The following is a 20,018-nucleotide window of genomic DNA, read 5'->3' as shown; positions in this document are numbered from 1 at the left end:
TCGTTGGACCATACGTAACGCGCTGGGAGTCATCGCGACATCCAGCGCGAACAAACGCATAGTTCACTTAGTTCTCCTTCAGGAGGATCACCAGACGAAGGGAGAAGCCTCATGCGCTTCGAGATCATGCGCCTGGACGATGTCAACGGAACCGCCGTGGACAGCACCGTCGTAGACGCCGCCTCCGTCAACCGGATCGTGCAGCAGGCCGCCGCTACCGGCCAGCGCATCTACATCCGCCCGGCCACCGGCACGGCTTCGTAACGCCGTCGTTGATAGTTGATCGCACGCTGTAGTTGATAAAGACGCAGACGTACGAGGCCCCCGCGCAATGCTGCGCGGGGGCCTTTCGCGTACCTGCGGGCGGGCCGGCCCCTCGGACAAGGGCACGGCGGGCGGGTCAGGAACCCTGGATGACCTGCGTGACACCGTTGATGATCTGCTGCACCGCGATCGCGGAGAGCATCATGCCCGCCAGACGGGTGACCAGGACGACGCCGCCGTCCTTGATCACGCGGATGATCACCAGCGAGTAGCGCATCACGATCCAGAGCACGGTGTGGATCGCGAGGATCGCGGTCCACACCGAGAACTGCCCCTCGAACCCGTCGGCGTCCTGCACGGCGAGGATCACCGAGACGATCGCGCCGGGGCCGGCGAGCAGAGGCATGCCCAGGGGGACGAGGGCGACGTTGACGTCCTTGGTCTGCTTGGGCTCGTCGGTCTTGCCGGTCAGCAGATCGAGCGCGATCAGGAGCAGCAGCAGACCGCCGGCGATCATCAGGGCCGGGACCGAGACGTGCAGATAGTCCAGAATCTGGTGGCCGACCAGACCGAACACGGAGATCACACCGAACGCCACGCACACGGCCTGGAAGGCCATCCGGCGCTGGACCTTGGCGGGCCGGCCCGCGGTCAGGGCGAGGAAGATCGGAGTGACCCCGGGCGGGTCCATGATCACGAACAGGGTGAGGAACAGAGAGCCGAATACGGCGGCGTCGAACACAGGGGAGCCTTGCGGGAGTCGAGGGTGGAGCGGTGGGCGCGGGGTTGCGCCTTGAGCGGTGGACGCGGGGTGCGCTTTCAGCGGTGGACGCCGAGTTGCACTTTCGGTGGTGGACGCGGAGGCGCGCTTCCGGTGATGGACGCGGAGTACCCGTGCGCGGCGGGCGTGGACATACGCCGGGAACCCGGGAACCACGGGCCGTCACGCCGGGAACTGCGGGCGCAGGGTTACGCGGGGACTCCCCCGGCACCCGGAACGGGGAACGCTCCCGTGGCCCGGCGGATGATCTCCCCGTAGACCTCGGGGTCGGTGGTGTACTCGCCGAGCGAGCAGGTCTTGCGGCTGCCGTGGTAGTCGCTCGAACCGGTGGCCAGCAGACCGAGCTCGGCCGCGAGGCCCTTGAGCCGGGCGCGCGTCGCCGGGTCGTGGTCCATGTGATCGGCTTCGATCCCGTCGAGCCCCGCCTGCGCGAGGTCCGCTATGGCTTCCTCCGGCACGACCTCGCCGCGCTTGACGGCGAGCGGATGCGCGAAGACGGTGACCCCGCCGGCCGCCTTGACCAGGCGGATCGCCTCGAACGGATCGAGCTCGTGCTTGTCCGCGTACGCGCGGCCGCCGTTGGCCAGCCAGTCCTCGGTGAAGGCGTCGGAGACGGTGGGCACGACGCCCAGCTCGACGAGCGCCTCGGCGATGTGCGGCCGCCCGATCGATCCGTCACCGGCGATCCGCGCCACGCGCTCCCACTCGATGTCCACGCCGAGCTCCTGGAGCTTGCCGACCATGGCGCGGGCGCGCGGGACGCGGTCGTCGCGGACGAGTTCGCGCTCGGCGAGGAGGGCGGGGTCGTCGGCGTCGAAGAGGTACGCGAGCAGGTGCAGGCCCGTGCCGTTCAGGCGGCAGGAGAGCTCGGCGCCGGTGACGAGGGTGAGCCCCTCGGGCACCGCCTTCATCGCCTCGGCGTGCCCGCGCGTGGTGTCGTGATCGGTCAGCGCGACCACGTCCAGGCCGGCGGCCTTGGCGTTGCGGACGAGTTCCGCGGGGGTGTCGGTGCCGTCGGAAGCCGTGGAGTGGGTGTGCAGATCGATACGCACGGCGGCTCCTCTCGGCTTCTGCGGTTCGGGTGACGCTCCAGGATAACGGGGGGTTCGGGGGTGTCCGGACCGTCACGGGCGGGCCGCTCACGCGCGGTCTCCCGCCGCCGACTTCAGGGCTGCGGTGCGCTGGTCGTTTGACTGCGGTGCGCTTGGGGTACGGTCCTTTGGCTGCGGTGCGCTTGGGGTGCGGTCCTTTGGCTGCGGTGCGCTTGGGGTGCGGTCTGCGGCAACGGTGCGCTTGAGGGTCGGTCTCGTGCCGTCTGCGGGCAGGGTGCGCCTGCGGCGGGCTCTTCTCCCCTACCCGCCCCTTCCCGAAACCGAGGGCTGCGCCCCCGGACCCCCGGGGTGGGTGGGCACCCTGGGTCGGTGGGGACCATGGGTGGGTGGGGACCACGGGTCGGTGGGGACCAGGGGTCGGTGGGGACCACGGGACCCAAGACGAACCGCAGGCGGCAAAGCACACCGACGGGAAGCCAGACATAAAGCAGCAGTCGGCACAGCGCACCGGCTGGAAGTCGGACACGAAACCGCAGCCGGCACAGCGCGACGGCCAGAGAGCCGGACACGAAGCAGCACCCCGAGCAGCGGGGGCCTGGGGGCGAGAGCCACCAGCGGGGGCCCGGGGGCAGCGCCCCCGTGACCTCGACCTCGGGGGCAGCGCCCCCGTGACCCCACCACTCAGGGGGCCAGGATCCGCGGGGACAGCGCTCCGCACGGGAGGAGTTCGACCTCGGCGCCCGCGTCGCGCAGGTCCGTCAGGACGAGTTCGTCGTACATCAGGAGCCCCGACTGTTCGGGCCAGACCACCGCCCACAGCCACAGCCCCCGCGCCTCCCCCGCGAACACCGCCCGATCCGCAGGCGTATCGCGCACGTGCCACAACGGAGTCGGACGCCCCGCCGCATGCACCTTGGCCTGGGGAGGCCCGGCAACGTCCATGTGCGGCCCGGGATCGGGACCCGAGAGTCCGGCATACCGCGCACCGAGCCCGATCCCGAGCTCCTCGGCGACCAGGATCAGCTCACCGCTGCCCCCGAGCGGCCCGGGACCGGAACAGGCAACAGCCGTCGCCCGCCCACCGCTGCGGTCGTCCCCCGCACAGGCCACCCCGGTGAACAGCCAGCCCACCGGCAACGGCCACGGCATCCAGACCGGAACATGCGAACGGTGCACCGCGACGGAGAGCGCCTCGACGCTCGGCGGAACCACCGGCTGCAGCGGATGCACGGTTCCGTGCACATCGCATTGCCAGGCATCGGCGAAAAGGCCGGGAGCCCGCACCCGGCCACCACACTTCGGGCAACTGGGTTCGCCCCTCATAGCGCTCCACAGTCCTACCCACCCGCCGCCGCGTCAAGGACGATCACCCGTCTTGATTGCGCGCCGCACAGAGCAGTTGCCACCCACCCGCCACCGGAACACCACCCGACACCCACCGACCCGCCCGGCCAAGCACCGTCAAAGCCCTGGCCACCCGCCCGGCCAAGCACCGTCAAAGCCCCGGCCACCCGCCCGGCCGAGCACCGCCAAAGCCCCGGCCAAACACCCGTCAGTCCAACCCCACCGACCCCCGCAGCGGATCCCGCAGATCCGTCCCCCGCGCCAGCCACCGCTCCTCCAGCGCCTCCGCACCATGCACCCGCTTCCACGCCGCCTCGTTCGGCGTCATCGGAAGCAGCGGCAGGAACCGCACCGGATCCATCGGCTCGTCCAGGGCCAAGTCCTCGACCAGGCCGCCCGGTTCGGCCACGAGGACCGAGGTGAAGGGTGCGCCGGGCCACAGGGGTTCGCCCGTGTCGAGTGAGGCGCCCGGAGCCACCACCACGCCCTCGACCTGCGGAGACGCCGCGAGAACCGCGAGCGGACGGAGCACCTTGTCCGTGTCGGCGCGCCCCCCTCGTACCGAGAGGACGAGCTCCGCACGCGGACCGCGCACCGGATCCGCGAGCGCCGCGGCGGGGTCCGTCATGGGCGTGGCGGACATGCCGAGCGTCGCGTACCGGACCAGGTCGCCCTCGGTGAAGCGCAGCACCTCGATACGGTCCGTGCCCAGAAAGGTGACCGCCGCGCGCGCATCCGGTTCGCCCAGCGCCATCCGCAGCCGGGCTTCGACGAGAGCCAGTACATCTGCCATGCCGCGAGCATAGATCTCGGCACGAACCGCCCAAGCCGCAGTCCCCGGCAGCGCAGAGGGGAAGCGCTCAGCAGGAACCAGGAGCACGGAGCGGAGGAGCACGGAGCGGAGGAGCACGCAGCGGGAGCCCACAGCCCACCACCCGGCGACACCACCCAGCAGCACCCACAGCCCACCACCCAGCGGCACCACCCAACAACACCCACCACCAACACCAACCCCCCGTCAAAGAACAGCAAAGCGAGCTGGCCCACTTCAGTCGGCTGATAAGGTTGGCGGCTGGTCAGGGCAGCATGTTGACGGCCACACTGGTACCGACATGCGAAGACCCGGCAGACGGCTTTCCCCCACGGGGGCCCGGCGCGAGGAGGTGGGACTGATGGATCGAAGTCGACCTGGCAGTACCACCCGCACTTCCGCCGCTTAACTGCCTTTCGCTCCAGCCGAACTCGCTTGTACGGCTGGGGAGTCCGGGGGATCGTCCCCGGGAAGACGGAGTACTCGGGGCTTTCCGTACCCCGCCCGCAGTCGGGCAAACTCCGGACACCAGGCATCCGCACGACGGAAGAGCGTCTCGGTCCCTCCCCCGCTCACGAACGGGGGTACCCGCAAGATCCCGTGCTTGATCTGTCCCAGTGGTGAGAGTGCCGGCAGCGATGCACGGTGCCGCCCGCTTTGCGGATGTCCAGCCCCACGCGAACACGGACGTCCCCATTCCGGGCTGCGCCACCGCCCGCACCGGCAGTCGCGCCTCGAAGGAGCCTGCCATGTCGATGATCCGTGACCTGCGCGCCGCCGTCCGCCCCCAGCTGCGCAAGACCCCGAACGGCCCCGCGTACGACACCACCCGCAGCCCGTCCGCGCTGAGCGCCGTCGTCGATTGCGCCGTCTACCGCGACGGCCGCCGTATCAAGAGCGACGAGTCGCTGACCCCGCACGAGGCGATGCTGAACGTGCGCCGCGACGGCGGCTTCGCCTGGATCGGTCTGCACGAGCCCACCGAGACCGAATTCGCGGGTATCGCCGCCGAGTTCGGCCTGCACCCGCTCGCCGTGGAGGACGCCGTGCACGCGCACCAGCGGCCGAAGCTGGAGCGTTACGACGACACGCTGTTCATGGTGTTCAAGACGATCCATTACGTGGAGCACGCCGAACTCACCGCCACCAGCGAGGTGGTGGAGACCGGCGAGGTCATGTGCTTCACCGGCAAGGACTTCTTCATCACCGTCCGGCACGGCGGCCAGGGCTCGCTGCGGGGCCTGCGGCACCGCCTCCAGGACGACCCCGACCTGCTCGCGAAGGGCCCGTCCGCGGTCCTGCACTCGATCGCCGACCATGTCGTGGACGGGTACATCGCCGTCGCCGACGCAGTGCAGAACGACATCGACGAGGTCGAGAGCGAGGTCTTCTCGCCGGACAGCAGAGGCCGTGCGCGCGGCAGCGACGCCGGTCGGATCTACCAACTCAAGCGCGAGGTACTGGAGTTCAAGCGCGCGGTGTCTCCGCTGTGCCGGCCGCTGCAGCTCCTGAGCGAGCGGCCGATGCGGCTGATCGACCCGGACATCCAGAACTACTTCCGGGACGTGGCCGACCACCTGGCCCGCGTCCAGGAGCAGGTCGTCGGTTTCGACGAGCTGCTCAACTCGATCCTGCAGGCCAATCTCGCGCAGGCGACGGTCGCGCAGAACGAGGACATGCGCAAGATCACCTCATGGGCGGCGATCATCGCCGTGCCCACGATGATCTGCGGCGTGTACGGGATGAACTTCGACCACATGCCGGAGCTGGAGTGGCGATACGGCTACCCCATGGTGATGGCCGGGATCGCCGGGATCTGTTTCGTGATCCACCGCACCCTGAAGCGGAACGGGTGGCTGTAGTACGAGGTTTGGCACCCCCCAGTACGAGGTTTGGCACCCCTCGGTACGAGGTTTGGCACCCCTCGGTACGAGGCTTTGGCACCCCTCGCCCGTACGGGGCCCGGCACCCCTCGCCTACCCTGCACCTATGGCTGCTCCCACGACTCCGACGACTCCCGCGGCCGCCGCGGACGAGTCCCTCCTCGCCGCCGCCCTCGCCGAGGAGGCCACCAAGAAGTCCGGCCTCATCTGGGTGCAGGGCTCCGGGCCCGCCCGCGCGCTGTGGCACGTATGGACCGACGGCGCCGCCCACATCGTGGGTGACGGGCCCGGCGAGCAGCCACTGCCCGGTCTGACCGACGGCGGCACCGCGCAGGTCACCGTACGCAGCAAGGACAAGGGCGGACGGATCGTCGGCTGGCGGGCCGGGGTGGTGGAGCTCGCACCGCGCTCCGAGGCGTGGGAGGCCGCGGTCGCCGAGCTGAAGGGGAAGCGGCTGAACGCGCCCGACAGCGAGGAGCTGACCGAGCGGTGGGCGCGGGAGTGTCGCGTGCTGCGTCTGGAGTGGCAGGGCACGGACCGTGAGCTGCCGGACGGCTCGCTGGCCGCGGCGCCACTGCCTTCGCCGTACACGACGCGGCAGGAGATTCCGGCGGCGCTGCCGCGGCTGCTCTTCAAGGGGCGGCGGAAGCGGTCATAGGCAGGGTCCCGCAGGGGCCCCAGGGGCTGATTACCTCAGCCGCTCGACTTCGGCAGCTGCGACCCGAAGTCCACCATCTCGTCCTTGTCCGGCGGCGTCACCGTCACGCTCTGGCCCCAGTCGCTGAGCCGCAGCGTGCCCGCGCCGCCCGCGCGGACCAGGCGGAGCGGGTAGGGCTCGCCCTCGAGGGAGACGTCGATCGTGCCGCCTTCGCCGTTGCCCGCCGCCAGCTGGATGGTGCGGACCGCGCCGACCTTGGAGCGGTCGCCCTTGGTGAGCTTGCCCGGCATGTCGAGCAGCATGTCGAGGAGATCGCCCTTGTCGGTGTAGGCGCGAAGACGCTTGTACTTGGGGTCGTCCTCGGGGACCTTCACGTACTTGTCGGAGAGCTTCGACGGCTCGGCGGGCTTGTCGCCCTCCTTGAGCAGTGCGGCATCGGCCTGCACGAAGACGTCGTCGCCCACGCGCAGCAGACGGAAGCTGACCCCGTTGTCGGTGATCTTCCCGGTGCCGCCGTCCGAGTTCAGCTTCATGTCGATCTTGTACGGCTGTCCCTTGACGACCAGGTCGGCGTTGACGGTCACCGAGGCGACGCTGTCCGCGGCGGCCCGCGCCTGGCTGTGGATCTTCGCGGCCGAGAGGTCGGCCATGCCGTTGGTGCCTGCGTCCGGGTCCTCGGAACTGCAGCCCACCAGGCCAGTGATCCCGGCGAACAACCCCGCGCTCAGCGCACCGACCACGGCGCTGCGACGGGCACGGCCCAGGAGGATCACGGTCACGTGCGGCACTGCCTCTCGTCCGGGTTGTTTACCAGCAGTAGGGCAGCGTACCCGGCACCCGTACGCCACCTGCAGACAGCCTGCAGACAGCCGTGCGGACGCCCCACCAGGGCGTTTCCAAACCGGGCGTACTAGCCTGAAGGCCGTATTGCCACACTGGCACGCGAGGAGGAGACCGCATGGCGTCCGGCACCCCGCGGATCTTCGTCTCGCATCTGTCGGACACGGCTGTCTTCGACCCCAACGGCGACCAGGTAGGACGCGTCCGCGACCTGGTCGCGATGCTGCGGGTGGGCAACCGTCCGCCGACGCTGCTCGGCCTCGTCGTCGAGCTGTCCACACGCCGCCGGATCTTCCTGCCCATGACCCGGGTCACCGGCATCCAGGCCGGCCAGGTCATCACGACGGGTGTACTGAACGTACGGCGCTTCGAGCAGCGGCCCACCGAACGCCTGGTCCTCGGAGAGCTGCTCGACCGCCGCGTACGCCTGGTCGACTCCGGCGAGGAGGTCACGGTCCTCGATGTGTCGGTGCAGCAGCTGCCGGCCCGCCGCGACTGGGAGATCGACCGGGTCTACGTACGCAAGGGCAAGGCAGGAACGTTCCGGCGGGCCAAGGGCGAGACGCTGACCGTCGAGTGGTCGGCCGTCACCGGGTTCACGCTGGAGGAGCAGGGGCAGGGCGCGGAGTCGCTGCTCGCCACGTTCGAGCAGCTGCGCGCCGCCGACCTTGCCAACGTGCTGCACCATCTGTCCGCGAAGCGCCGTATCGAAGTGGCGGCGGCCCTCGACGACGACCGGCTCGCCGACGTCCTGGAGGAGCTGCCCGAGGACGACCAGATCGAGATCCTCGGCAAGCTCCAGGAGGAGCGCGCGGCCGACGTCCTGGAGGCGATGGACCCGGACGACGCGGCCGACCTGCTCTCCGAGCTGCCCGAGGACGAGCAGGAGAAGCTGCTCGAACTGATGCAGCCGCAGGACGCCGCCGACGTACGGAGGCTGATGGCGTACGAGGAGCGCACGGCCGGCGGTCTGATGACCACCGAGCCGATCGTGCTGCCGCCGGACGCGACCGTGGCCGACGCGCTCGCCCGGGTGCGCAACCCCGACCTCTCCCCCGCGCTCGCCGCGCAGGTCTACGTCTGCCGGCCGCCGGACCAGACGCCGACCGGCAAGTACCTCGGCACCATCCACTTCCAGCGCCTCCTTCGTGATCCTCCGTTCACGCTGGTCGGCGCGATGCTCGACAAGGATCTGCAGACGCTGTCGCCGGACACCTCGCTGCCCGAGGTGACCAGCTTCTTCGCCACGTACGACATGGTCGCGGCGCCCGTCGTCGACGACAGCGGATCGCTGCTCGGCGCGGTCACCGTCGATGACGTGCTCGACCATCTGCTGCCGGACGACTGGCGCGAGACCGAGTTCCACGCGGCGGAGGTGAACCCGGTCCATGAGTGAGTACGGACGTGAGTACGGGCTGACCGAGCGCGGCGAGGCCGCCACCAAGGAGCGTGCGCTCGCCCGCGCCCGGGTGCGGCTCGACCAGCCGCGGCCGCCGCGGCGGCGCTTCGTGCCCGAGGTGGATCCGGACGCGTTCGGACGGTTCTCGGAGAAGATCGCGCGCTTCCTCGGGACGGGCACCTTCCTGGTCTGGATGACGATCCTGATCCTGGCCTGGGTGGTCTGGAACGTCGTGGCGCCCGACGCCCTGCGCTTCGACGAGTACCCGTTCATCTTCCTGACCCTGATGCTCTCGCTGCAGGCCTCGTACGCGGCCCCGCTGATCCTGCTCGCGCAGAACCGGCAGGACGACCGCGACCGGGTCAACCTCGAACAGGACCGCAAGCAGAACGAGCGGTCCATCGCGGACACCGAATACCTGACCCGGGAGATCGCCGCGCTGCGGATCGGTCTCGGCGAGGTGGCGACGCGGGACTGGATCCGGTCCGAACTGCAGGACCTGGTCAAGGAGATGGAGGAACGCAGAGCGCTGGAGCGCCATGTATTCCCGCTCTCGCCTGCCGAGCAGCGTGACGAAGACGACCGCTGAGTAGGCATACGGGCAGTCACCCGGTCGCCGTACCATCTCCGTATGGCTACCGACACGTATCCGACTGAGGAAGCCCTCCGCGAGGCGCTCTCCACGGTCAACGACCCCGAGATCAACCGGCCGATCACCGAGCTCGGCATGGTGAAATCCGTCGAGGTCGCCGAGGATGGCGCGGTGGCCGTCGCCATCTACCTCACGGTCTCCGGCTGCCCGATGCGCGAGACGATCACGTCCCGCGTGACCGAGGCGGTGCAGGCCGTCGAGGGTGTGACCTCCGTCCAGGTCGAGCTCGACGTGATGAGCGACGAGCAGCGCAAGGAGCTGGCCGCGGCGCTGCGCGGCGGCACCGCCGAGCGCGAGGTCCCCTTCGCCAAGCCCGGCTCGCTGACCCGCGTCTATGCGGTGGCCTCCGGCAAGGGCGGCGTCGGCAAGTCCTCGGTGACGGTGAACCTCGCGGCCGCGATGGCCGCCGACGGCCTCAAGGTCGGTGTCGTGGACGCCGACATCTACGGCCACTCGGTGCCGCGGATGCTGGGTGCGGACGGCAGTCCCACCCAGGTCGAGAACATGATCATGCCGCCGTCCGCGAACGGCGTGAAGGTCATTTCCATCGGCATGTTCACGCCGGGCAACGCACCCGTCGTATGGCGCGGCCCGATGCTCCACCGCGCGCTCCAGCAGTTCCTCGCGGACGTCTACTGGGGCGACCTCGACGTCCTGCTCCTCGACCTGCCGCCGGGCACCGGCGACATCGCGATCTCGGTCGCACAGCTGGTCCCGAACGCCGAGATCCTCGTCGTCACCACCCCGCAGCAGGCCGCCGCCGAGGTGGCCGAGCGCGCGGGTTCGATCGCGGTGCAGACGCACCAGAAGATCGTCGGCGTCGTCGAGAACATGTCGGGCCTGCCCTGCCCGCACTGCGACGAGATGATCGACGTCTTCGGCACCGGCGGCGGCCAGGCGGTGGCCGAGGGCCTCACCAAGACCACGGGCGCCAATGTGCCGGTCCTGGGCGCGATCCCGATCGACGTACGGCTGCGCGAAGGCGGCGACGACGGCAGGCCGGTCGTCCTGTCCGACCCGGACTCGCCGGCCGGTGCCGCGCTGCGGGCCATCGCGGGCAAGCTGGGCGGGCGTCAGCGCGGTCTGTCGGGCATGTCCCTGGGGATCACGCCGCGCAACAAGTTCTGAGCACCGGCGCGCTGGTACGCGTGCTGACGCGTTCCTCTGCGCACTGACGCCGATACGCGGATGGGGCGGCCTTCACCATGAAGGCCGCCCCATCCGCGTATCGGCGAAGGCTCAGCCCGCGTAGGCGCCGATGTCCTTGACCATCGAGAAGCCGAGGCCGTACGCGCTCATGCCGCGGCCGTACGCGCCCAGGTGGACGCCCTCCTGAGTGGAGCCGGCGAGCACCCAGCCGAACTCGGACTCGCGGTAGTGGAACGAGGTCGGCACGCCGTCCACCGGCAGCGAGAGCGTGGACCAGTCGCTGCCGGCGAGGTCGTCGGCGAGCACCCAGGCGGTCTCGGTCTGCTGGTCGAGCCAGTCGTCGCGCAGGGTGTGGTCCATCTGCTGCGGCCAGGTGAAGTTGAGGAGTCCCACTCCGGCCAGCCACGCGGCCGAGGAGACCGAGGTGGCCTCCATGACGCCGGTGCCGTCCGCGCTGCGGCGCACGGGGTTGGCCGCGACGCTCACCACGACCGCGAAGCGCTCACGGTCGGCGCTCATGTCGGCGCGGACCGCGGGCTCGTCGCCGTGACCGATCGAACCGTGCTCGACCGTGCCGTCCGCCGCGGCACCGACCTGCATCAGCCAGCGAGGACCCGTGAAGGCCTCGTCGAGCGCGTACCACGGGAACGGCGCGAGCAGATAGCCGTCGACCGTGCGCACTCCAGCCTGACTGGTTCGACTCGTCGTCTCCATCTACCGGCCGCCTCCTTCGTCTCCATCGGTCCGGAGCGGCCCGCCCCCCTCGGGCGTCCTGAGTCCGGACAACACCTGAGGAGAATAGCCATACGGCTCGGCGGGGGAGGTTTTCGGCAGGTCAGGTCGCGTCGGAGTCGAAGGGCGGTCGGTCGTCCTGCGCGGACTTCTTCTCCAGGTCCGGGCCCTTGGTGAGGCTGGTCTTGGTGCCGCCCGACGAGGACGAGGAGGCCGCGGCGGAGCTGTCGCTCTCGTGGCCGTTCACCGCGTCCGAGACCTCGGCCATCTCCTTCTTGAGATTGAAGCCGTTGCGGATCTCGTCGATGCCGAGATCGTCGCCGTGCTGGTCGAGCTGCTTGCGGATGAACTTCTTCGGATTCAGGTCCTCGAACTCGAAGTCCTTGAATTCCGGGCCCAATTCCTCACGGATGTCCTGCTTTGCATTCTCGGAGAATGCGCGGATCTTCCGGATGAAACCGGATACGTCCTGAATGACCTTGGGCAGCTTGTCCGGGCCGAAGATGAGCACGGCGAGGACCACGAGCGCGATCAGCTCGAGTCCGCCTATGTCGTTGAACACGTATCGCTCCTTGCCCTGTCCGCAGCCCCGGTGGCAGGTGGTCCGAAGACCGTGTTCCGGGCAGCTCTACGGTACCCGCCGATCCCGGGCGACCGGTACTGTCCGGCCGCCGGGATCGGCGATCAATCGTCCGACGTTTCGGTGAACAGTGACCATCGGGCCCGTACGGCCACTGTCCGTCCCGTAGGTCAGTCGCCCGCCTCACCGAGGGTCACCGTGAGCGCCCGCTCCTTGCCGTCGCGCTCAATGGTCAACTCCAGGCGGTCGCCGGGCTCATGGGCGCGGATCTTCACGATCAGCTCCTCGCCCGCGTGGATCCGCTGGCCGTCCACCTTCGTGATCACATCGCCGGGCTTGATGCCCGCCCTGGCTCCGGGCCCGCCGGGCTTGACCGCGGGTCCGCCGCCGGAGGCCTCCTCGGCGACCCGGGCGCCGTCGCCGAGGAACTCGGTGTCGAGCGTGACCTCGATCACCGGGTGCGTGGCCCGGCCCTCGTTGATCAGCTGCTCGGCCACGCGCTTGCCCTGGTTGATCGGGATCGCGAAGCCGAGACCGATGGAGCCCGCCTGGCCGCTCTCCGGGTCGGTGCTGTCGCCGGCCGAGCGGATCGCGCTGTTGATGCCGATCACACGGGCCTGGGAGTCGACGAGCGGGCCACCGGAGTTGCCGGGGTTGATGGGGGCGTCGGTCTGGAGTGCGTTCACATACGAGACGTCGCTGCCGTCCGCGTCGCCGCCGGCCGTGATCGGGCGCTCCTTGGCGCTGATGATCCCGGAGGTGACGGTGTTGGAGAGGTCGAAGGGCGCGCCGATCGCCACGACGGGGTCGCCGACCTGCACGTTGTCGGAGTTGCCGAGCGGCAGCGGCTTGAGGCCCTTGACGTTGCTGACCTTCACCACGGCGAGGTCGTAACCGGCGTCGCGGCCCACGATCCTGGCCTTGGCGGTCTCGCCGCCGCTGAAGGTCACGGAGATCTCGCCGCCGGAGCCTCCCGGGTCCACCACGTGGTTGTTGGTGAGGATGTGGCCCTTGCGGTCGAGCACGAAGCCGGTGCCGGTGCCCGCGCCGTCGTCGCCGCTGACATGCAGGGTCACGACGCTGGGCAGCGCACTGGCCGCGATACCGGCCACGCTCTCGGGGGCGCGGTCCCGCGACTCCTTGCCTGCCTGGCCGAGCTCGACGTCGGTCACGCCGCCGTTGCGCTCGATGTACGCGCCGATGCCGCCGCCTATGCCGCCGGTGACCAGGGAGAGCGCGATGGCTCCGAGCACGAGCAGCCCCTTGCGGGACTTCTTCCTCGGCGCCCCTGCCCCGCTTCCGTTGCTCTGGAGCAGCGGCTGGGGAGAGCTCCAAGGGTCGTACGCGGCCCAGGGGTTGGCAGCTGGGGGCTGCGGGGCGGCGGGCTGCTGGGCGGCGGAGGGCTGGGGGTGTCCGGCTGCCTGCGGCTGCTGCGGGTGCGGGTGGGCCCCCGTCTGAGGGTGCGCCCCGGTCTGGGGGTGCTGCGGGGCGGTCGGCTGCTGAGGCGTCGGCACACCGTGCGGCTGCGTGGCGTGCGGCGGTACGTGGGCGGACGGGGCGTGCGGGGCCGGGGCGCCCGGAGCCGGAGCGCCCTGTGTCGGAGCGCCCTGTGTCGGAGGTATCCCGGGTATCTGCGCACCGGGTATCGGCTGAGGCGCCGGCGCGCTCTGCGGGTACGCGGCGGGCGCGCCCTGGACCGGCACCGCGCCCTGCGGCACCGCCGTGCCCTGCGCCGGTGTGGCCACCGGGTGCTGCACGGGCGGCGCGGGCGCCCAGGGGCCGGGGCCGCCGTACGGAGGCGTGCTGTAGGGGTCGGGCTTGTGCAGCGGACTCGGCCGCTCGGCGGCGGGCGCGGACTCGGCGGGCGCCGACGCGGCGGATTCGGCCGGAGGCACGGCATCAGCCGGGTCTGCGGAGTCGGCCCATCCTGCGGAGTCGACCGGCGTCACAGGCTCGGCGGACGCACTCGCGGCGGCGGACTCGGCCTGCGCGTCGGCGGCCGCAGCGGCGTATCCGTCCACCGGCGCCCTCGTCCCGGCGGCGTCCCGCACCTGGTCACCGCCCGACGCCTCCGAAGCACTCGGCACACCCGAAGTACCCGAAGTACCCGAAGTACCCAAAGAACCCGGAACATCCAGCGCACCCGAAGAACCCGGCGCGCCCGAAGCGTCCGAGACACCCGGCGCACCCGGGACACCCGGCGCACTCAACGGATAGTCCCCGTCCGAAGAATCCGAAGATCCCGAAGAAGCAGCAGCCCCCGCGTCCCCGGGCACCGCATCCGCCGGCGCGGACTCGTCCGAACTCCGGGGCCGGCTCCACCACTTCGGCTTGGGCCCGGTGGCCTTCCCCTCGTCCATGCCTCTCCCCACGCAGCGCTCGGCGTCTCGTCCCCGCGCCTCTCAGGCGCGGTCCACACACGAGGTCCCCGGCACACGCGATCCACGGCAAGAACCCGCCGTACGAAGACACGGCCCTCGGCCCGGATCAGCCCCACCGGGCGCAACCCTCCAACAGAGATACCCATCTCCAGGAGGCGACCCCACCCGGGGATTCAACCAGGTGCACCGCCGGGCGGGCAGCAGCAGGGTCAGCGGGCGCGCAGCGAGAGACCGGCGGAGGGGGACGGGCTCGGCAGGGGGGCCTCACCCGGTCCGGAGGTCTCCCCCGGCTCGGCGGTGTGCTCCGCGATCGGAGGCAGCGGCGAGTACGGAACGGTGGCCGCGACCGGACGTATCAGCGGAGGCAGCAGCGAAGCGCGGTTGAGTATCGGCGAGGCGAGCGGCAGCTGCCGCTGTCCCGCCGGACCGGGCACCGACGGTGCGGACACCTCGGGCGCGGCGACCACCGCGGGAAGCTTGCCGGCCTCCTGGGTGCCGGTGCTCTGCGCTCCGCCGCGCCGCCGGGTCGTGTCGGCCGCGGTGGCGCCGCCCTGGGCGCGCGTCGGCGAGGCATTGGTCCTGCCGCGGGCGTCGGAGGCGTCCGCGGGCACTCCGGTGGAGACCCCGCCGAGCGCGATCGCGGCCACCGAGACCGCACCGGCCGCCGCGAAGGCGAAGCGCCGCCCGCGCGAGGCGGCCGCACGCTCGGCCGCGCCACGGCCGACCTGATGGATACGGAACCCGCCCGCGCGGTCGCCGCCGGGCAGCATGCCGCCGCGGCCGCCCGAGGGCGCGTACGAGAAGGTGTCGGCGCGCAGCCCGAAGCCGCCGTCGTCCCGCACGCCGAACACACCGTCGGCGAGCGGACGGCCGAAGGGATCGCCCTCGCCGGGACCGCCCGGCCCTCCTGACTCGGAGAGACCTTGCAGCCGCGCGAGAAAGCTCTCGGACGGCGGGGGCGGTGCGACCTCCGCGAAGAAGGTCTTCAGACGGCGTTGTGCATCGGCTTCGGCCTTGCACTTGGCGCAGGTGGCGAGATGGGCGAGCACGCGCTCGCGGGTGTCATGGCCCAACTCACCGTCCACCAGGGCGGCGAGCCGGTCTCCCAGATGCTGCTCGGCAAGCTGCCTCTCGGCAGGATTGAGCCGTGATCCACTCACGCGGTCGCGCCCCCTCCCCCCAGAGCCGGCACACCGACGACCGCGAGAGAGCGGCGCTCGGCGCGGGCTTCGGGAGACCGGTGCTGCAGGGCCTTGCGGAGCTGCGAGCGGCCGCGGTGGATCCGGCTGCGCACGGTGCCGAGCTTCACGCCGAGGGTCGCGGCGATCTCCTCGTACGAGAGTCCTTCGATGTCGCACAGGACGACCGCGGCGCGGAACTCGGGCGCGAGCGTGTCGAGGGCCTGCTGGACGTCCGCGTCGAAATGCGTGTCGTTGAAGACCTGCTGCGGGTTGGGCTCACGGCTGGGCAGCCGCTCGGCCGCGTCGTCGCCGAGCGCGTCGAAACGGATGCGCTGGCGGCGGCGGACCATGTCCAGGAAGAGGTTGGTGGTGATGCGGTGCAGCCAGCCCTCGAAGGTGCCGGGCGTGTACGTGGAGAGCGAGCGGAAGACGCGCACGAAGACTTCCTGCGTGAGGTCCTCGGCGTCGTGCTGATTGCCCGTCAGTCGGTAGGCGAGGCGGTAGACGCGGCCGCTGTGCGTGCTGACGATCTCCTCCCACGTGGGCGGAGTCCACGCCTGGGATTCCGCATCGGCGGCAAAGGTCGCGGTCTGTGCGGAAACGGCGGTGGAGTGGTCAGCGGTGTCGGTCACGGATTTCGGCTCGCCCGCCGACCTGAGGAAGCGGCGCCTGATTCGCGCCATCGTCCCGAGGTCACCGGCCGTAGCCGCACCTCCCCTGTCGGCTCTGGTGGTGTCCAGTGGAGCCCCTACCATAGCCACCTCGCCCGTTAGCTCAGGATAAGAGTCTTTACGAGAATTTGAAGATCGCGGAGAAGGAAGCGGACGGGTTCGCACCGGCCGTTCGTACTCTTCGTCCCCCTGGTCCATTTCATTCCCCCCGTCACGCGGCGCCAGAACTTCCCGAGGGGTCCCCCTCGCCCCCGCACCTGCCCATACACCGCTTTCAACGCCCAGCCCCATCAGCAGGTTCCCGGCCCAGCGGATACAGTCACGGCCAGATACATACGGGGAGACAGGAGAGGGTCATTACCGGCAACCGGCAGCCGAGTTCGGCGTTCGCCGACGCTTTCGTGGCGGAGGACGACGCGCTGCTCTGGGCGCGCCAGCGCGCACGCGAGGCGGGGCTGCGCGCGGTGTCACCCGCGACGGGTGCCGCGCTGCGGATGCTGGCCGCGACCGTGGGCGCCAAATCGGTGGCCGAAATCGGTACCGGCACCGGGGTGTCCGGAATCCATCTCCTGGGCGGCATGCGCCCCGACGGCGTCCTGACGACCGTCGACCCGGAGCCCGAGCGCCAGCAGTTCGCCCGCACCGCGCTGCGCGCCGCCGGCTTCGCGAGCAACCGGGCCCGCTTCATTCCGGGCCGCGCGCTCGACGTACTGCCGCGGCTCGCGGACAGCGGATACGACCTGGTCTTCTGCGACGGCGACCGCACCGAGTCCCTCGACTACCTCGCTGAATCGTTGCGCCTGCTGCGGCCCGGCGGCCTGGTCGTGTTCGAGGGTGTGTTCGCGGACGGTCGCACGGTGGACTCGGGGCCCCAGCCCGTCGAGGTGCTCCGGCTGCGCGAGCTGCTGCGGACCGTACGGGAGAGCGCGGAGCTCGTGCCGTCCGTCCTGCCTGTGGGCGACGGTCTGCTGTGCGCGGTGAAGCGGCCGCTCGCGGCGGGCTGAACCAGGGGCCGAGCTGCGGGCCGAGCCGCTGAGGGCCAAGGCCCGAGCTGCGGCAGGTTTGGTTCCCGGGGCCCGGGAAACACACCACCCCGGCACACTTGTTAATGTGCCGGGGCGGTGAAAGTGGTGGGCGACTGATGCGTCAGCCGACGACCTTGCTGAGGGCGTCGCCAAGCTCCTTGGCCTCTTGCGGAGTCAGCTCGACGACGAGTCGACCGCCGCCTTCGAGCGGAACGCGCATGACGATGCCCCGCCCCTCCTTGGTCACCTCGAGCGGGCCGTCGCCCGTCCGCGGCTTCATGGCCGCCATGCTCGTTCCCCTTCCTGAAACCAGCTCACGCAGCCGACAACCCAGGTGTCACCGGCATCGAACACATTGCTTCCAAGCCATTATCCCGCATCACAGGACCCGATGACCAACATCAGTCGGCATCGCTTGCGCAACGCGCTTGAGCAAAACCACTCAATTCGGCGATGTGACTGCGATACTGCTCCGCTTCTCACCCCTCAGCAGACGTGAATTCTTTGACGCACGTCACATGCCGGGACCCATACCCCGAGTGATCCGTCTGAGCCATGCTGTCCCCTGACGCATGCGCCGTGACGGTGCGTGCGCGCATACCTGTTCATACGTAACGAGGGGACGGACCTCCATGGCCGACACCGTGCTCTACGAGGTGGGCGACGGGCTCGCCACGATCACGCTGAACCGTCCCGAAGCGATGAACGCGATGAACACCGAGGCGAAGGTGGCGCTGCGGGACGCGGTGCAGGCCGCGGCCTCGGACGCCTCCGTACGGGCCGTACTGCTCACCGCGACCGGGCGCGCCTTCTGTGTGGGGCAGGACCTCAAGGAGCACATCGGGTCGCTCACGGCCGACCGCGAGTCGGGCAGCGGACAGACGATGTCGACGGTGCGGGAGCACTACAACCCGATCGTGCGCGCGCTCACCGAGATGCCGAAGCCGGTCGTGGCCGGGGTGAACGGGGTCGCGGCGGGGGCCGGATTCGGCTTCGCGCTGGCGGCGGACTATCGCGTGGTGGCGGAGACGGCTTCGTTCAACACGTCGTTCGCGGGCGTCGCCCTGACCGCCGACTCGGGGGTCTCCTGGACGCTCCCGAAACTGATCGGGCCCGGGCGCGCCGCGGATCTCCTGCTCTTCCCCCGTACGGTCAAGGCGCAGGAGGCGTACGAGCTGGGGATCGCGAACCGGCTCGTGCCGGCTGAGTCGCTCGCCGAGGAGGCCGCCGCGGTGGCGCGCACCCTGGCCGAGGGGCCGACGGTCGCCTACGCGGCGCTCAAGGAGGCGCTCGCCTACGCGGCCTCGCATTCGCTGGCGGAGACGCTGGAGAAGGAGGACGAGCTCCAGACCCGGGCGGGGGCGTCGCAGGACCACACGATCGCGGTCCAGGCGTTCATCGCCAAGGAGAAGCCGGTCTATCTGGGGCGGTAGGGGGCTCCCGGGGCCTCAGCCCCGGGCTCGCGCCCCGCAGTCCGACAAGTGATCGTTCACCAACCCGCACGCCTGCATCAGCGCGTACGCCGTCGTCGGGCCGACGAACCTCAGGCCCCGCTTCTTCAGGGCCTTGGACAAGGCCGTCGACTCGTCCGTGATCGCGGGGACGTCCGCGAGGGTGCGGGGTGCCTTGTGGGCGGTCGGGGCGAAGGACCAGATGAGGGTGTCCAGGTCGCCCGGGGACCAGTCCGCGAGGGCCCGGGCGTTGGACAGGGTCGCCTCGATCTTGGCGCGGTTGCGGATGATGCCCGCGTCCGCGAGGAGCCGTTCGGCATCGGCGTCCGTGAAGGCCGCGACCGCCTCGATCCTGAAGTCGGCGAAGGCCTTACGGAAGTTCTCGCGGCGGCGCAGGATCGTGATCCAGGACAGGCCCGACTGGAAGGCCTCCAGGCTCAGGCGCTCGAACAGCGCGTCGTCGCCGTGGACCGGGCGGCCCCACTCCTCGTCGTGGTACGCGATGTAGTCGTCGGTGGACAGGGCCCACGGGCAGCGCAGCGCGCCGTCGGGACCGGCCAGTGCGCCGCTCACTGCTTCGGTCCTTCCGGTGCGTCGGACCCCTCGCCGGCCGGCGGCTCGCGCCACGGGTCGACGTCCTCGTCCTCGTCCGCCCGCGCCGCGCCCGCTTCCTCGGGCCGCGTCCACCCGGCGTCGGCGGGCTCCGGCGGCTCCGGTTCGGCGGGGGCTTCGGCGACGACAGGGGTGGAGCCCGTCGCGTGCACCTTGTCGAAGAGGCCCGGTCCCCCGGTCCTGGTGCTGCCCGCGAGCGCGTGTTCCAGGCGGGCGATCCGGGCGTCCCGCTCCGCGAGTTCGGCGCCGAGGCGGGACAGCGCGTCGTCCACATCCGCCATGCGGTATCCGCGTACGGCCGTGGGCAGGCGCAGGGCCTCGACGTCCGCGCGGCCGAGCGGGCGGTCCGCGGGCAGCGGGTCGACGAGGTACTGAGGCGGCGCCTCGGGCAGGACTCCGTCCTCGGAGCCGCCGAGGACGGCGAGCGTGACCGCGGCGACCACCACGACCAGCGCGATGAGCAGGAACCAGAACACGGCGACTCCCCGGCTGCAGAAACTGTCCGGCTCCGATCGTGCCATGCGGCACCGACAGTTAAGGTCGCAGGCGACC

At 70.7% G+C, this 20,018-nt stretch carries 21 protein-coding genes; 8 read left to right on the top strand and 13 right to left on the bottom strand.

Going from position 1 to position 20,018, the window contains the following annotated elements:
- The first annotated feature begins 111 nt into the window (after positions 1-111).
- The gene (locus H9Y04_RS00805; protein WP_165334512.1) at positions 112-264 is read left to right on the top strand and encodes a DUF8834 family protein; all 153 of its coding nucleotides are present in this window, start codon (positions 112-114) and stop codon (positions 262-264) included.
- Positions 265-400: 136 nt separating this feature from the next.
- Here the strand turns inward: H9Y04_RS00805 and H9Y04_RS00800 are convergent, their stop codons facing one another.
- The 4 genes from H9Y04_RS00800 to H9Y04_RS00785 all read right to left on the bottom strand — a co-directional run bounded on the left by H9Y04_RS00800 (position 401) and on the right by H9Y04_RS00785 (position 4,234).
- Positions 401-1,006 (bottom strand): MarC family protein, encoded by a 606-nt coding sequence (locus tag H9Y04_RS00800; protein WP_187811636.1) that lies wholly within the window; start codon positions 1,004-1,006, stop codon positions 401-403.
- Positions 1,007-1,233: 227 nt separating this feature from the next.
- The gene (locus H9Y04_RS00795; RefSeq protein WP_187811635.1) at positions 1,234-2,097 is read right to left on the bottom strand and encodes a PHP domain-containing protein; all 864 of its coding nucleotides are present in this window, start codon (positions 2,095-2,097) and stop codon (positions 1,234-1,236) included.
- Positions 2,098-2,778: 681 nt separating this feature from the next.
- The gene (locus H9Y04_RS00790) at positions 2,779-3,420 is read right to left on the bottom strand and encodes a DUF6758 family protein (RefSeq protein ID WP_187811634.1); all 642 of its coding nucleotides are present in this window, start codon (positions 3,418-3,420) and stop codon (positions 2,779-2,781) included.
- A 229-nt stretch (positions 3,421-3,649) separates the two neighbouring features.
- Entirely contained in the window at positions 3,650-4,234 is a 585-nt protein-coding gene (locus H9Y04_RS00785) for a suppressor of fused domain protein (RefSeq protein WP_187811633.1), read from the bottom strand.
- A gap of 767 nt (positions 4,235-5,001) precedes the next feature.
- On the opposite strand from H9Y04_RS00785, the gene H9Y04_RS00780 reads away from it, so the two are divergent.
- Positions 5,002-6,114, top strand: coding sequence for a magnesium and cobalt transport protein CorA (locus tag H9Y04_RS00780; protein WP_187811632.1), 1,113 nt, complete (start codon positions 5,002-5,004; stop codon positions 6,112-6,114).
- Between the two features lie 127 nt (positions 6,115-6,241).
- Positions 6,242-6,793, top strand: a complete 552-nt coding sequence (locus H9Y04_RS00775) for a hypothetical protein (protein WP_187811631.1) — start codon at positions 6,242-6,244, stop codon at positions 6,791-6,793.
- Between the two features lie 35 nt (positions 6,794-6,828).
- Here the strand turns inward: H9Y04_RS00775 and H9Y04_RS00770 are convergent, their stop codons facing one another.
- A complete protein-coding gene (locus H9Y04_RS00770) occupies positions 6,829-7,572 on the bottom strand; it encodes a hypothetical protein (protein WP_187811630.1) in 744 nt (247 codons plus the stop codon).
- A 179-nt stretch (positions 7,573-7,751) separates the two neighbouring features.
- On the opposite strand from H9Y04_RS00770, the gene H9Y04_RS00765 reads away from it, so the two are divergent.
- From H9Y04_RS00765 to H9Y04_RS00755, 3 genes are read left to right on the top strand one after another with little or no spacing between them, the layout of a single operon-like run.
- A complete protein-coding gene (locus tag H9Y04_RS00765) occupies positions 7,752-9,029 on the top strand; it encodes a magnesium transporter MgtE N-terminal domain-containing protein (protein WP_187811629.1) in 1,278 nt (425 codons plus the stop codon).
- A complete protein-coding gene (locus H9Y04_RS00760) occupies positions 9,022-9,621 on the top strand; it encodes a DUF1003 domain-containing protein (protein WP_187811628.1) in 600 nt (199 codons plus the stop codon). Before H9Y04_RS00765 ends, H9Y04_RS00760 begins: the two co-directional genes overlap by 8 nt.
- 42 nt (positions 9,622-9,663) lie before the next feature.
- On the top strand, positions 9,664-10,812 hold the full coding sequence (locus H9Y04_RS00755; RefSeq protein ID WP_187811627.1) for an Mrp/NBP35 family ATP-binding protein: 1,149 nt from the start codon (positions 9,664-9,666) through the stop codon (positions 10,810-10,812).
- Positions 10,813-10,923: 111 nt separating this feature from the next.
- On the opposite strand, the gene H9Y04_RS00750 is transcribed toward H9Y04_RS00755, so the two are convergent.
- The 5 genes from H9Y04_RS00750 to sigE form a co-directional block, all read right to left on the bottom strand.
- Complete coding sequence (locus tag H9Y04_RS00750) at positions 10,924-11,547, bottom strand: hypothetical protein (RefSeq protein ID WP_187811626.1); 624 nt, start codon at positions 11,545-11,547, stop codon at positions 10,924-10,926.
- Between the two features lie 121 nt (positions 11,548-11,668).
- Positions 11,669-12,127 (bottom strand): sec-independent translocase, encoded by a 459-nt coding sequence (locus H9Y04_RS00745; protein WP_187811625.1) that lies wholly within the window; start codon positions 12,125-12,127, stop codon positions 11,669-11,671.
- A 188-nt stretch (positions 12,128-12,315) separates the two neighbouring features.
- On the bottom strand, positions 12,316-14,232 hold the full coding sequence (locus tag H9Y04_RS00740) for a S1C family serine protease (RefSeq protein WP_438818054.1): 1,917 nt from the start codon (positions 14,230-14,232) through the stop codon (positions 12,316-12,318).
- 503 nt (positions 14,233-14,735) lie between these two features.
- Positions 14,736-15,686 carry an anti-sigma factor family protein gene (locus H9Y04_RS00735; protein WP_187811623.1) on the bottom strand — a complete coding sequence of 317 codons (951 nt, stop codon included), beginning with the start codon at positions 15,684-15,686 and terminating at the stop codon, positions 14,736-14,738.
- On the bottom strand, positions 15,683-16,381 hold the full coding sequence (gene sigE / locus H9Y04_RS00730; RefSeq protein ID WP_187811859.1) for an RNA polymerase sigma factor SigE: 699 nt from the start codon (positions 16,379-16,381) through the stop codon (positions 15,683-15,685). The genes H9Y04_RS00735 and sigE overlap by 4 nt, the downstream gene beginning before the upstream one ends.
- A 326-nt stretch (positions 16,382-16,707) precedes the next feature.
- Here sigE and H9Y04_RS00725 point away from each other — a divergent pair, with 326 nt between their 5' ends.
- A complete protein-coding gene (locus H9Y04_RS00725) occupies positions 16,708-17,382 on the top strand; it encodes an O-methyltransferase (protein WP_187811858.1) in 675 nt (224 codons plus the stop codon).
- Positions 17,383-17,524: 142 nt separating this feature from the next.
- On the opposite strand, the gene H9Y04_RS00720 is transcribed toward H9Y04_RS00725, so the two are convergent.
- Positions 17,525-17,692: a DUF3117 domain-containing protein gene (locus H9Y04_RS00720; protein ID WP_187811622.1), complete on the bottom strand. Its 168-nt coding sequence runs from the start codon at positions 17,690-17,692 to the stop codon at positions 17,525-17,527.
- A 343-nt stretch (positions 17,693-18,035) separates the two neighbouring features.
- Between H9Y04_RS00720 and chcB the strand changes: the two genes are divergently transcribed.
- Positions 18,036-18,836 (top strand): 2-cyclohexenylcarbonyl CoA isomerase, encoded by an 801-nt coding sequence (gene chcB, locus H9Y04_RS00715; RefSeq protein WP_187811621.1) that lies wholly within the window; start codon positions 18,036-18,038, stop codon positions 18,834-18,836.
- 15 nt (positions 18,837-18,851) lie between these two features.
- On the opposite strand, the gene H9Y04_RS00710 is transcribed toward chcB, so the two are convergent.
- Entirely contained in the window at positions 18,852-19,427 is a 576-nt protein-coding gene (locus H9Y04_RS00710; RefSeq protein WP_187811620.1) for a DNA-3-methyladenine glycosylase I, read from the bottom strand.
- Entirely contained in the window at positions 19,424-19,987 is a 564-nt protein-coding gene (locus tag H9Y04_RS46500; protein WP_236070486.1) for a DivIVA domain-containing protein, read from the bottom strand. Before H9Y04_RS46500 ends, H9Y04_RS00710 begins: the two co-directional genes overlap by 4 nt.
- Between the last annotated feature and the right edge of the window lie 31 nt (positions 19,988-20,018).

This window comes from Streptomyces polyasparticus, assembly GCF_014493765.1.
Taxonomy (GTDB): Bacteria; Actinomycetota; Actinomycetes; order Streptomycetales; family Streptomycetaceae; genus Streptomyces; species Streptomyces polyasparticus.
Note: the sequence above shows the minus strand (reverse complement) of the source record. Positions and strands in the feature narration are given on the sequence as shown.

What these genes read in the sequence shown, in the direction of transcription:
- H9Y04_RS00805 (WP_165334512.1), top strand. Translation starts at nt 112, where the DNA reads ATGCGCTTCGAGATCATGCGCCTGGACGATGTCAACGGAACCGCCGTG.
- H9Y04_RS00790 (WP_187811634.1), bottom strand. Translation starts at nt 3,420, where the DNA reads ATGAGGGGCGAACCCAGTTGCCCGAAGTGTGGTGGCCGGGTGCGGGCT.
- H9Y04_RS00785 (WP_187811633.1), bottom strand. Translation starts at nt 4,234, where the DNA reads ATGGCAGATGTACTGGCTCTCGTCGAAGCCCGGCTGCGGATGGCGCTG.
- H9Y04_RS00780 (WP_187811632.1), top strand. Translation starts at nt 5,002, where the DNA reads ATGTCGATGATCCGTGACCTGCGCGCCGCCGTCCGCCCCCAGCTGCGC.
- H9Y04_RS00775 (WP_187811631.1), top strand. Translation starts at nt 6,242, where the DNA reads ATGGCTGCTCCCACGACTCCGACGACTCCCGCGGCCGCCGCGGACGAG.
- H9Y04_RS00765 (WP_187811629.1), top strand. Translation starts at nt 7,752, where the DNA reads ATGGCGTCCGGCACCCCGCGGATCTTCGTCTCGCATCTGTCGGACACG.
- H9Y04_RS00760 (WP_187811628.1), top strand. Translation starts at nt 9,022, where the DNA reads ATGAGTGAGTACGGACGTGAGTACGGGCTGACCGAGCGCGGCGAGGCC.
- H9Y04_RS00755 (WP_187811627.1), top strand. Translation starts at nt 9,664, where the DNA reads ATGGCTACCGACACGTATCCGACTGAGGAAGCCCTCCGCGAGGCGCTC.
- H9Y04_RS00750 (WP_187811626.1), bottom strand. Translation starts at nt 11,547, where the DNA reads ATGGAGACGACGAGTCGAACCAGTCAGGCTGGAGTGCGCACGGTCGAC.
- H9Y04_RS00720 (WP_187811622.1), bottom strand. Translation starts at nt 17,692, where the DNA reads ATGGCGGCCATGAAGCCGCGGACGGGCGACGGCCCGCTCGAGGTGACC.
- chcB (WP_187811621.1), top strand. Translation starts at nt 18,036, where the DNA reads ATGGCCGACACCGTGCTCTACGAGGTGGGCGACGGGCTCGCCACGATC.
- H9Y04_RS46500 (WP_236070486.1), bottom strand. Translation starts at nt 19,987, where the DNA reads ATGGCACGATCGGAGCCGGACAGTTTCTGCAGCCGGGGAGTCGCCGTG.